At 36.9% G+C, this 11,629-nt stretch carries 12 protein-coding genes and 1 tRNA gene; 4 read left to right on the top strand and 9 right to left on the bottom strand.

The features are described from left to right. Positions 1-38: 38 nt before the first annotated feature. The 9 genes from hemA to WBM60_RS18195 form a co-directional block, all read right to left on the bottom strand. On the bottom strand, positions 39-1,247 hold the full coding sequence (gene hemA, locus WBM60_RS18235; RefSeq protein ID WP_424261617.1) for a glutamyl-tRNA reductase: 1,209 nt from the start codon (positions 1,245-1,247) through the stop codon (positions 39-41). A 102-nt stretch (positions 1,248-1,349) separates the two neighbouring features. Further along, entirely contained in the window at positions 1,350-1,640 is a 291-nt protein-coding gene (locus tag WBM60_RS18230) for a c-type cytochrome (protein WP_424261615.1), read from the bottom strand. 117 nt (positions 1,641-1,757) lie between these two features. Next, positions 1,758-2,630 (bottom strand): hypothetical protein, encoded by an 873-nt coding sequence (locus WBM60_RS18225; protein WP_424283452.1) that lies wholly within the window; start codon positions 2,628-2,630, stop codon positions 1,758-1,760. Next, the gene (gene nrfD / locus WBM60_RS18220; protein ID WP_424283451.1) at positions 2,627-3,943 is read right to left on the bottom strand and encodes an NrfD/PsrC family molybdoenzyme membrane anchor subunit; all 1,317 of its coding nucleotides are present in this window, start codon (positions 3,941-3,943) and stop codon (positions 2,627-2,629) included. The genes WBM60_RS18225 and nrfD overlap by 4 nt, the downstream gene beginning before the upstream one ends. A gap of 2 nt (positions 3,944-3,945) precedes the next feature. Continuing rightward, positions 3,946-4,917 (bottom strand): 4Fe-4S dicluster domain-containing protein, encoded by a 972-nt coding sequence (locus tag WBM60_RS18215; RefSeq protein WP_424283450.1) that lies wholly within the window; start codon positions 4,915-4,917, stop codon positions 3,946-3,948. A gap of 22 nt (positions 4,918-4,939) precedes the next feature. Further along, a complete protein-coding gene (locus WBM60_RS18210; protein ID WP_424283449.1) occupies positions 4,940-5,203 on the bottom strand; it encodes a hypothetical protein in 264 nt (87 codons plus the stop codon). Positions 5,204-5,245: 42 nt separating this feature from the next. Then, positions 5,246-6,103, bottom strand: a complete 858-nt coding sequence (locus WBM60_RS18205; protein WP_424278137.1) for a DUF5777 family beta-barrel protein — start codon at positions 6,101-6,103, stop codon at positions 5,246-5,248. Between the two features lie 15 nt (positions 6,104-6,118). Then, a complete protein-coding gene (locus WBM60_RS18200; RefSeq protein ID WP_424278136.1) occupies positions 6,119-6,499 on the bottom strand; it encodes a hypothetical protein in 381 nt (126 codons plus the stop codon). A gap of 146 nt (positions 6,500-6,645) precedes the next feature. Continuing rightward, positions 6,646-7,785, bottom strand: coding sequence for a hypothetical protein (locus WBM60_RS18195; RefSeq protein WP_424278135.1), 1,140 nt, complete (start codon positions 7,783-7,785; stop codon positions 6,646-6,648). A gap of 383 nt (positions 7,786-8,168) precedes the next feature. Between WBM60_RS18195 and WBM60_RS18190 the strand changes: the two genes are divergently transcribed. From WBM60_RS18190 to WBM60_RS18175, 4 genes are all read left to right on the top strand, one after another. Further along, a tRNA-Pro gene (locus WBM60_RS18190) sits at positions 8,169-8,242 on the top strand. A 236-nt stretch (positions 8,243-8,478) separates the two neighbouring features. Continuing rightward, the gene (locus WBM60_RS18185; RefSeq protein WP_424278134.1) at positions 8,479-9,738 is read left to right on the top strand and encodes a site-specific integrase; all 1,260 of its coding nucleotides are present in this window, start codon (positions 8,479-8,481) and stop codon (positions 9,736-9,738) included. 299 nt (positions 9,739-10,037) lie between these two features. Next, on the top strand, positions 10,038-10,595 hold the full coding sequence (locus tag WBM60_RS18180; RefSeq protein ID WP_424260349.1) for a BfmA/BtgA family mobilization protein: 558 nt from the start codon (positions 10,038-10,040) through the stop codon (positions 10,593-10,595). Positions 10,596-11,123: 528 nt separating this feature from the next. Beyond that, positions 11,124-11,629 (top strand): hypothetical protein (locus WBM60_RS18175; RefSeq protein WP_424283448.1); only part of this gene is annotated, 506 nt, incomplete at its 3' end.

The following is an 11,629-nucleotide window of genomic DNA, read 5'->3' as shown; positions in this document are numbered from 1 at the left end:
AGGTGTCAATTAATCATTGACACCTGTTCCATTTATTGCTAAAGGTGTTCTGCGACCAGGGCATCTATTTCATCTCCTTTTAGTGGTGCTCCGGAATGTTTTATGAGTTTTCTCATAACTCTATTCGTAGATTGTCTAATTTCCTGAGAATCTTCTTTTATGCCATTGGCTTTATAATAGGCCTTAACCTTTTTATTTACAATAATTTTATGCTTAGCTAAAAAGATTCTCAAAGGAGCTTCCTGATACCATTGACTGAATGCCAAAAGTTCTTCGGCAATAATGTGATCTACTTTACCTATCGAGGCATTTCTTCTTTCTCGGGTATTTTCCAACCCTACTGAAATTGTATCGAGGTCATAGAGGGTTACATTATTGCGATGTATCAGTTCTTTGTTAATATTGCTTGGAAGTGCCAGATCAATTAACAATAACTTTTTATGCTCATTGACTATGTTATTTATGAGGCGTTGGCAATTGCTTGCAGCACTAATAATTACGTCAAAACCATTAAAATCATTTTCAAGTACTTTTTGCCAGGGATAAACCTGACAAGAATGTCTTTTTGCTAAAATAATTGCCTTTTCTTCAGTTCGGTTACTGATATAAATATCGCTATAAGCAAACTTTGAATTATACTTAAAAAGTTGTTTTACAATATCACCTGCACCAATAAATAGTATTTTTTTTGCCTGTTGATGGTCTTTGCCAAAGGTGCCGCTTACCATTTTTAGTGATTTATAAGCCACCGAAGTGGTACCATCCCTAAATTCAGTTTCGTTACTTATTCTTTTATGGCTCTTAAAAACGGTCTGCATTGCACGCTCCAGTAATGAACCTTGCAATTGATTGGTAATTGATAATTGATGCGCTTTTCTGATCTGATGGATAATCTCTGCATCACCAAGAACGGAAGATGCTAATCCAGATGAAACTTCAAGCAAATGGCTTACGGTATCTTCGGTGGAATTGCTTAGATCAAATAAATTTTTATCACCTGTTAGATTCCTCTCCTTATACTTCACCAAAAAGTCCCGCAGTTCTATGGCAGTAGTATCCGAAGATTCAATATAAATCTCAGTTCTATTGCATGTTGTAAGTAGAAATAACCCCACAATATCGGGATAGGTTTTTTGGATAAGTTCTGCCAAACTATTTTTTTCACTATCTGAAATATGATATTCCTCTCTTTTAGAAACCGAAGCTGTTTTATGGGAGATACTTATAAAACGTAGTGTCTTACTCATAGTATAGGATTCATCTTTGAAATTCATTTTTGTCATAAATATTGTCTAAGCCTAACGTTTTATTGACTAAAATATTTTTCTATTACCAAGGTTGTTAAGGCCTTATTCCGCCAGTGTTCTCATATAATTAACGATAAGCCATCTGTCTTCATCCTCAGGCATTTTTTTGGTATATTCCGGCATATCGTCCCGACCAAAACTTGTTTTGTAAAATAATTCCCCGTCGGTTTGTGCCTGGTATTCTTCGGATGAAAAATCACCTAAATCGCCTTCTACATCTTTTGCTTTAGGACCATCTCCATAACCTTCCTTCCCGTGACAGGATTTGCAATGCTGACTGTATAGTGATTTACCAATTGCTGTGTCAACAGAAGGATCTGTTGGATTTTTCATATTTACATATTCTGCTGGTACTACCCATTTATCTTGAACTAGCGTGGTGAACGAGTAGCAAAAAAAGCAAATTATTCCGATGATTGATAAAGTTTTAATTGTTTTCATTTTTAGAATTTAGTTTTTAGAAATTTTGAACAAATTAGTAATTAAATAAATAATAATACCCCACGTTCCAAAAATTAATCCGCCTGTAAAAAAAAGTATAAATATCGGGGTTTTACTTCTTGGTGACCACAAAGTTCTCTGATCAAAGGTTGATTCTTCAACAATGGGTTTTCCAATAGGAGCGTTAATTATCGCCTTCACGGTACCATAATCATCGCTATCCTGTAGAACAACTTCAATATTTAAATTTCCGTCAAGCCCGGGTATTCCATCTTCTATAGGTACAAAAATGGTACCATTTTCATCTGTAAAATTAAATTCTTCACCAATTTTTAATGGGCTGAATAATCGCTGTACCTGTATCACTAGGGATTTTTCAGCTAAAACACTGTCAGCACTGGTATCTGAAAGAGTTGCACTTATATAGTTAATACTGTCCTTTTTAACTAGGTTGGCCTTAATATCCGCATTTTTAAAGCTGATACTTCGAGAAGCTCTCTTAAAAGCTTCATTGCCTTTAAATGAAACACCTAGATTGTATGTATTAGTGGAGTCTGCTTTAATGGTATTCAAATTTTCGATTATAAATCTGCTTTCACCTTTATTGTTGGTAATAGTATTCCCTAAAACAATTTCCTCGTCATTAACCTCATTGTAAACAGTAATATCAAGGTTAGGAACTTCAATATTTTGGTTCTCTATTTTGGAGGTAGCTTTTATTTTTATGTAAATCTCGCCCTCCATTATTTTAAAGTAGTCTGCTTTAAGCCTGACGCTATTTTTTTTGGCATCTTGAGCGTGCAGATTTTCAAACCCTCCGGATAATAAAAAAGTACCGAGGAGTGCAAGAACTATAAAATGTGGTATGCCCGGACTTTTCATAATTCCTGTTGATTTTTAGTTTTAGACAATTCTTGTTCATCCATTGTCCTTTGAATAGGGATAACCGGTACATAGCGAACCAAGAGAGTAATAATTAATAATGCCATTGCTAAAGTGGCACTTGTAATGATCCACTCATGCAGACTGGGAAAATAGGAGTGCCAGGATTCCGGAACACCTTGGATTGGTAAAAACGGGTGCATCAAAGTAGGCGTTACTATAATATAGCGTTTCCACCAGGCTCCTATGACAACTATGATACTAATTATAAACATCGGCAATGGTTTTCTTCCTTTTTTAAATAATAAAATAAGAGTTGGGAGTACTAAGCCTCCGATAGTAACTGCCCAAAATGGAAATGCATAAGCTCCTGAAAACAGGGTTTGTAAATGTTCAGAGTCCGCTTTTTTAGAATTAAAAAGAGGGATTACATATTCGTTTATATTAAAGTAAATGTACAGAAGGCAGGCCAATGCCAATAATTGACCCAGTTTATCAAAATGATAATCTGTGATATAGGCTTCAAGTTTTTTTGCCTTTCTTACTACATAAATTACAGCAACCAGAGATCCAATACCGGCAACGAATGCTCCGGAAATAAAATAAGGTGCAAAATTGGTGCTATCCCAACCCACCCTGTAGGTTGTGGAGAATAACCAGGCGTCAATAGTTTGTAGCAATAAACCCACCGGAATTATCATCACACAAATGATTGCAATCGATTTAGTATGAACCTTTTTTTGGATTTTACTCCCCGTCCATTTTAAAGATAATTTACCATACCACTTGCTCCATTTGGGTTTCGCTTTTTCAAAGTGCTTCTTTAAAAGTGCAAAATCGGGAATTAAGGGAAAATATAAAAGCAATATGCTGATTACCATATAGGTAGGTATGATAATTACATCCCAGGTAATGGGAGATTGTAATCTGGCATGCACAAATAGATTTAATAAACGGTCTGGTCTGGCCATATCTATCATAATAGTAATACCGGCCATAACAATTGCAGCCACAGTAATAATTTCTGCAATTCTCACAAAGGGTGTTCGCCAGGGATTATTAGTAAGTCTTAAAATAGCAACGGCTACAGATCCCACAAAACTGGTTGCGACAAAAAAGACGAAATTTGAAATATAAATCCCCCAAAGGACATAATCGCGCATATTGGTTACAACTTGTCCTTGCCTAAGCTGATCTATATAGGCAATAATTCCGGCAACAATTAGAATAACAAGGAATGTCACCCAAATCACACCTCGTTTAGTGAACTTTTTTGGTGCGATATCTTTGATAAAAACGTCGTAGTTTACCATGCTTATTCGGGTTTATCTACAGATTTAAATTCAGTGTATTCTTCCAGGCCATCCTCAAAATCAACTAATCTATCCACGGGTGGCAAATAGTATACACTGGGTTCCGTACCTAAACTATCCATCAATCTATACCCTGCCTTTTCTTCTAAAAGCTTGCTTAATCTTACTGTTTCCTCTCCGTTATTTACGGTGTCCTCATATTTATCCCCAAAGTAAAAGACACCATTAGGACATGCCGTGACACAGTGTGGAAGTTCATTGTTTTGCACTTGATGTGGACAAAAATCACATTTGTCTACAGTACCTTTAACACTGGGCATTCCTCCGTGTTCCGGTGAGTATTGATGATTAACCATGTCCATGTTTAATGTATACTCCTGATTGGGTTCACTCCAGTTAAAAACACGTGTGGAATAGGGGCAGGCAGCCATACAAAAGCGGCAACCTATGCATCGCTCATTGTCAATCAACACCAGGCCATCTTTTCTTTTGAAGGTGGCATCAACAGGACAAACAGTTACACAGGCAGGTTGATCGCAATGCATGCAGGTAGTTGGCATCCAGTACGGAGCCGTATCCTTTTCTTCCTGCATTTTATAAACCTTTAACCAGGCGTTATCTCCGGTAATATAATGGTGTTTGTTGCAGGACTGCTGACATTTCAGGGCATTTTTGCACTTCGCCAGGTCTATGACCATAACAAACTTTCTATTCGGCATTCCTTCCCGTACATTGTATTTTTGATCATGGTCTTCCGCATGCTGTACTTCCATGACCTCAGAGGAATCTACTTCTATCAGGGTGCCGTCAACGGTCATTAATTCCATTTTCTCACCGGAAGAATGATCATTGGTTTTTGCATTTAACTTAGACGTGATTTTAGAGATGCCCAAACCACCAATGGCGGCGGCAATACCAAGTTTTAAACCCTTATCCAGAAATTTCCGTCGTTCTTTTTTTGAATTATCTCCCATGAGCAGAATTACTTAATTGACATTAGATCTTTTTACCCAACCAATCAAGGAAGGAGGAATTTGAAATATTTTTCTTTACAATCTTAGACCTTTTCAGTGTGCTAACTTTAACCTTAACAGTCGTACCATCCGGTTTTAAGAGAGTTTCATATTCTTCATTAGTAATATCCTCCTCTTCGGAGGCAGCCTGGGCAAACCCAAAAAATGGTAATAATAGAGTACCTCCCAATATGGGCAGGATTCGTCTCCTTGATATTTCATTCCGGTTTTTGGATTTATCTTTCATACTTTTTGGTCTGTGCAATTCTGTTTTTAATAATTTATTTACTTAAAAATTATAAAGCCTGGTAATGTTAAATCCTATTAAGATATCTCCATCAAAAAAGTCATTTTCATTAAACATGTAATTCTTTTGAGGTACAATACCGTGATAGTTTCCGATTATTAGTTGGAAAACATGGCTTGACGTTCTGAACTCTGCACCTATACCTATACCGGGTTTGGGGTAAAAACGACCATCTTCAGGAAATAAATGATGGGTAAATGGTTGACTATAGTCAACAATAATAGCCGTTTGGGGGCTTACTTTTAAACGCCCACTAAGGGCAATGGCAAACTTATCATTTCTTACTTTAGGTGGTACTGCGTTATAGTGTGAAAGACTTGGTGCTATCTGCAAGGAAAAGTTAGGGGAAATCCGCTTGGCTATGATCACCTGATGAAAAAAGGAATAGCGATCCTGGTCATTTACAAAATTTTCCTTACTACGCGCATCTATTGTGAAATTACCATAATAAGAGACACTTACAGGCATTTCATTACCACGTGTTTGCCTTAGGAGGGCCACTTTCCAGTTAAAATCCTGCAAGCGGTCAAATTTGGTGGTACCAAATCCTAAGGTTAATCTATCATGTACGGCATACGAAACACCAATTCTAATATTAGAAGGTGCCCAAATTCCCACCAAATCATTTGTTCCTCCATTGATTGTTCCGAACCTATGGGCCATTTGAATCTCCATGGTATTTTTACCATAAAGGACATTAGTTGGATTATCAATAATCCATGCACCTTCAAAGGCGGCTCTTTCAAGTTTTGCAGCTGTAGTATCTTTTACTTTTTCCTGAGCAAAGATTAAGAAAGGGCTAAATAAAAATACACAAAGGATTTTTTTAAAGTTTTTCATTTTTGATGTTTTTATTTAGTTATTCTCAGCTCCCTGGTCTATCCAGCCTTTTATTAAGGCAATGTCATTCACACTTAAAGTAAATCCAGTTTCTATTGGATGATCGTTGCCCGGTAGTTTTTGATAGAATTCAGAATTCTCAGCATCTCCTGCTATAACATATTCAGGCACAATAGCGCTATAGGAATTGCCTTCCCTTAAATCAGGATTTGCAACAGAAGCGTTATGACAGGCGATGCAGTTTTCAGTAAATATAGGTTGTATGTCATCTTTGAATGAAACTATTTGATCCTCCGGTAATTCTGGAATCTCTTCTATATATAGTTCATCATAATAACATGAAAAACACATTAAACTTAGACTGCTAACCAGGACTAATCGAAATAGTTTTTTCATTTTGTTTTTATTATATATTCATTAGTACCTATAATTTTCTTGAAGTTTATGAATTACTCTTTACACTAATCAATTATGAATAATACACTGCGGTGTTAGTTAATAAAGTGCAGGAGTAATCCATCTACTTCATGAATCTCCATCGACTAGTTTTGCACATTAGCCAGAGAATTTGTAATTATAGATTTCGCGTAGTTAGGGTTATGAACACCATTACTTTTATCTTCATAAAAATACAGGAAGTTCCATGCAGCCTCGGCATCTTTTAAGTCAAAAAGACCCACTTGAGGTTCCCAATCGTCACCATCTTTAATTACTATTCCTACAACGGGTACAGGAGTAGTTCCATCAGCTTCGAAAAGTGGTATATACCCACCAACGGCAGTGGAATCTTCAATCACTGCTTGTCCGACAACAGTTTCTAAAATACCCCCTAAAGTTTCCCAATCAGCGATTAAGTCACTCATTACTTTTAGTTCTTCAAAAGGAACACCAGGATGGCAAGTAGCGCAATTATTTCCCGCAGGGGTCCAGGTATGCCCATCAGAGCCATCTGTTGTGCCTCCCATATGGCATTCTATACAGGATGATCCTTGTCTATGTGCTGCGGCTTGTACTGCTGGTATTGCTTCGACCAGGGTAAATGTGCTGTAAGCACCCAGCAGACCTTCTAATAAGGCAGTTTGCGGGCCATGATGCGGTCCCCAATGCGTACTTGTCTGTAAAAACTTGCCTTCTAAATTTGCAACAGGAGCATCTGTCCTAGGTTGGTGGCAGTTTGCACACGTATTACTGGCATTTCCGTAATCTATGGTGTAATCTATATTATCTAAATTTCTTAGCGGAACTGCATCCAGCGTTCTTACAGCGTAATCGTTTCCATCGTTTTCAAAGTCGAAAGATCTATGACTTCCATGACAACCATTACAGTTTAGGGGATTGGAAACGGCATAACCATCAGGGTTAACAGAGCCGGTTTCAATATAGTCTATAAAGCCTTCATTGTTGTGGCATTCTGCACAACTGGCACGGGTACCTCTTCCCCAGGAACTTCCTGTAGCATGTTTGGCAGTAGACCAGGCCTCAATGATCGGGTCTCTTTTTTCGTTGGCATGACAAGCAATACATGACGCTGCCGAACCATCAACCCCGTCAATACCGTCAATACCATCAATACCATTAATTCCATCTGCCCCAGGAGGGCCGATAGCATCACTGGTACATTGAACACACAGTAAAGCTGATGCTAGAATCATCAGATAACCTAATAATTTTAAATTTTTCATAAGACTGTCTATTTTACCGGTTTATTAATCTTCTGTTAAAATTATGACAGCAACTAAACATAATTTATGACATTTATCATATTTTTTTTTTGCTATATATTTGTTAATCAAGGCATTAAAAAAACACCTATATTTTCATGTAAAAATAGATGTCACAAATGTTACCGACTGAGCATATTTCTACATTGAAATAAGAATTCGAAAGAACACGACCAATTAAAATAAACTTTGCTATTTTTGCGGTCTTAAATTCGGGATGTGGCGCAGTCCACGCCTATGGCGTGGCAGGCCGGTTAGCGAACCCCATGGTGGCGTGATGGTCGCAAAGGTTAAAAGAATAGAGTATTTAAATTGGTAAGAACGAATTAGAAGATAAATAGAATCGGGATGTGGCGCAGTCTGGTAGCGTACACGGCTGGGGGCCGTGTGGTCGCAGGTTCAAATCCTGTCATCCCGACGAACCACCTTTTGGTGGATACTAAAACCCTGCTAATCTATTGATTTGCAGGGTTTTTCATTTTCCTTGCATTCATATGATATCGTTTAAAACCACCTTTCTGGTGTGCAATTCGGTGTGCAAAGCGGTACGCATTTTGTTGTAAATTTAAGTAGCAATTAGGCCATTTAGATGTAGTCTTTAAACAAAAGATGTTTAATCTACCTGTCGGCAGACAGGCTTAAAAGACTTACAACATGCGTACAGACAGCACTTTAGGAGTGATTTTCTTCACTAGGAAAAAACGGAACGATCCCGATAAATTGGATATCTATGTCCGAATTACGGTTAACAAAGAACGCGCTGAATTCAGTATAAAGCGTGACATTGCGGTGTGCAATTGGGACATTTTCAGGTGTCGGGCCAAAGAAACAGACCAAAACTTGATTTTACTCAATACGTATTTAGATGACGTATACGCCGAAGTTCTCAATGCCCACAAGCAATTGCACTCCGAAAGAAAGCTGATTACTGCCAAGGCGATCAAGCTAAGGTACTTCGGGGAGGACGAAGAACGAATGACCTTGATGAAGGCCGTTGCATATCATAATGCCAATATCAACAATTCGCTAAAGCCTGGTTCGCTTAAAAATTACTTTTCTACTGAGAAATATCTACTGCAATTTCTTCAAGAGAGAATGAAGACAGATGATATCTATTTGATTCAATTGAATTATAAATTCATTGTCAATTTCGAAAATTATATCAGGACTTATAAACCAAAAAAAGCAAGAAGAACCTGCACGAATAACGGAGTTATGAAGCATCTGGAACGGTTAATGAAAATCACCAATCTAGCCCTTAAAATGGAATGGTTGGAGAAAGACCCTTTTAGAAACTTCAAACTCCGGTATATTAAGAATGAGAGGGACTATCTTACGGAAAGAGAGCTTAATTTAATTGAAGAAACTTCCTTTATGACTATTGGTTTAAATCGGGTCAAGGATATTTTCCTGTTTAGTTGTTATACAGGCCTTTCTTATATTGATATCAAAGAGTTGCACCCCAATCAAATTCTTATTGGTATCGATGGAAATATATGGATACATACTAAAAGGACAAAAACCAATGAGCCAGTCAAAATCCCACTTCTAGAAAGGGCAAAAGATATTTTAGATAAATACAAGGAAGAAATGGAGTTAACAGGTGAACTACTTCCAGTATATAGCAATCAAAAGACCAACAAGAATTTAAAGGAGATTGCCAAGGCGTGCGCCATACATAAGAATATAACCTTTCATGTGGCTCGACATACTTTTGCAACAACCATAACGCTATCCAATGGAGTGCCCATTGAAACGGTATCAAAACTTTTAGGTCATACCAAACTATCGACCACCCAAATTTATGCTCGGGTATTACAGAAGAAGGTAGGGGAGGACATGCAAAACCTGATGAATCTTTTCGAAGCAAAAAAGAAACAAAGAAGCGAAGCCCCCAAATCGAACCATAACTAACCTTGCGCATGGATCCTGATTCGATTTTATAGTGTTCCGACAGATAAGCGCAAAGTAAAATCGAAATAGGGCGCATGTTACTTTTTGCTTGTTCGTGTACCGAACTATAGTTTAAATATTTTAGGAGCGTAGCGGATAAGATATGTAAAGCAAGAGGGTAACACGCTAAAGCGATGTTACTTATTACAAACCATTGATTTTCAATAGATTGAAAATTTAACCAAAATATTTTTTAACGCAAAAATCAATAAATGTTCTGTTAGACCCTATAAATTCCAAAAAAAATTACTGTAATGGAAATGGAAAAGAAGAAAAAAAGTGATTTCTCGGCCATAAGCATCAATCGCATAACAGCTGGAAGATATCGGGAGTTTTCAAAGAAGATTTCCAAGTCGCACACACTTACTTTGGAACTGATGATGGACTTCTTTGAAGGGGCAAAGATCTCACCAAAGAACAAGTACCTGATGAACTATATGGGTTTTGAGCAACGTTTAAACAAACGATTCGATTTTATAGAGGAACTACTTCGAAACTGGGAAAAGAACAGCTCCATTCCTAAAATTCATGATATGCTCAAAAAGATATTCGATTATGGTGAAAATGAAGAAAGAAGAAAAGAAAAGCGTTTGGAGCTACAGGAAAGAATGTTCGAGCAATCCATGAAGAGAGATAGAATAACACAATATGACAACTATATCCTTAAAGAGAAATGGAAAAAGGAACGATTCCGAACTTTGAAATTGTTGGATGAAATCCAGTTGGAAATACCAAGATTTGGAAAACCATATTTAAAACTAGAAATAGAAGAATCTGAATTGGAAAGTCTAAAGCAAGCATTAAAAGAAGAACTTTAAGATTGCCTCACAAATAGATAGGATGAAGTTTGGTAAGATATGGGGCTTGCAGCACGAAACAAAGTTTCGCTCGCTTAATTAGATACTGCCATTTTTATATCCAAATCTAAAATTGCTCACGGGTCTAACCGTTTTTCTATTTAAAAAAACTGTCTCGTAAAAGGTCAATTAATGAAACTACTAAATGAGACCAAGAATGGGACGCTCAAATAAAATGTTCAGCTTTTCCCAGAATAGTAACGTAAAACGGCTGTTTAATGGGACCGTAATATTTTAGATCTGAATTGGCTCCGAAAGTTTAAATAACTATGATTGTAGATATAATGGAAATATAGTTGCTAGTAACTATATTTCTTAAATTTGATGTATATGGTAACTTGTTACTATATACCATTGTTATGTACAAGGCCAACCATTACAAAGCCATGAACTAGCTAAAGGATTTTTTATTTTTCCTTGTAATCAGGTAAAAGCTCAGTTACATCTTTTTATAATTGATATGGAATCATTTTTTAACTAAATTTAGCAATGCTATTCACAAAGCTACACCGGCCACCTGTTTCCAGGGAACATGTTTACAGAACGCATCTGGTTGAACTTCTGGAAAAGAACATGTACAAACCCCTTACACTGGTTTCTGCCGGTGCCGGTTATGGTAAGAGCATGTTGGTTAGTTCCTGGTTAGAAAAATCCAAAATTCCTTATGCATGGGTTTCTTTAAGTGATGAGGACAATGATCTCAGACTTTTTATTGATATTCTTACCACTTCTTTAAGAAAAAAGTTTCCAAAAGCTTTGAGGAATATAAATAACCATTTGGAAACTGGTTCTTTGCCGCCATTAAATGTTTTATCCGAAAGCCTCATTAATGGTTTAGATGAAATCAATAAGGATTTTGTCTTGGTTTTAGATGACTATCATCTAATCCGAAACAACCAAATTAATGAACTGATAAACAAGTTACTCCAATTTCCTGCACAGCATATGCAATTGGTAATTATTACCAGGAACGATCCATTTTTAAATTTAAATTC

The sequence above is a fragment of the Eudoraea sp. genome, from assembly GCF_049669105.1.
In the GTDB taxonomy this organism is placed as follows: domain Bacteria; phylum Bacteroidota; class Bacteroidia; order Flavobacteriales; family Flavobacteriaceae; genus Eudoraea.
This window is presented reverse-complemented; position numbering and strand designations above follow the sequence as displayed.

Excerpts from the sequence above, each read along its gene's own strand:
- WBM60_RS18180 (WP_424260349.1), top strand. The coding sequence starts at position 10,038 with ATGGAAAAGAAGAAAAAAAGTGATTTCTCGGCCATAAGCATCAATCGC.
- WBM60_RS18230 (WP_424261615.1), bottom strand. The coding sequence starts at position 1,640 with ATGAAAAATCCAACAGATCCTTCTGTTGACACAGCAATTGGTAAATCA.
- WBM60_RS18210 (WP_424283449.1), bottom strand. The coding sequence starts at position 5,203 with ATGAAAGATAAATCCAAAAACCGGAATGAAATATCAAGGAGACGAATC.
- nrfD (WP_424283451.1), bottom strand. The coding sequence starts at position 3,943 with ATGGTAAACTACGACGTTTTTATCAAAGATATCGCACCAAAAAAGTTC.
- WBM60_RS18215 (WP_424283450.1), bottom strand. The coding sequence starts at position 4,917 with ATGGGAGATAATTCAAAAAAAGAACGACGGAAATTTCTGGATAAGGGT.
- WBM60_RS18200 (WP_424278136.1), bottom strand. The coding sequence starts at position 6,499 with ATGAAAAAACTATTTCGATTAGTCCTGGTTAGCAGTCTAAGTTTAATG.
- WBM60_RS18225 (WP_424283452.1), bottom strand. The coding sequence starts at position 2,630 with ATGAAAAGTCCGGGCATACCACATTTTATAGTTCTTGCACTCCTCGGT.
- hemA (WP_424261617.1), bottom strand. The coding sequence starts at position 1,247 with ATGAGTAAGACACTACGTTTTATAAGTATCTCCCATAAAACAGCTTCG.
- WBM60_RS18205 (WP_424278137.1), bottom strand. The coding sequence starts at position 6,103 with ATGAAAAACTTTAAAAAAATCCTTTGTGTATTTTTATTTAGCCCTTTC.
- WBM60_RS18195 (WP_424278135.1), bottom strand. The coding sequence starts at position 7,785 with ATGAAAAATTTAAAATTATTAGGTTATCTGATGATTCTAGCATCAGCT.
- WBM60_RS18185 (WP_424278134.1), top strand. The coding sequence starts at position 8,479 with ATGCGTACAGACAGCACTTTAGGAGTGATTTTCTTCACTAGGAAAAAA.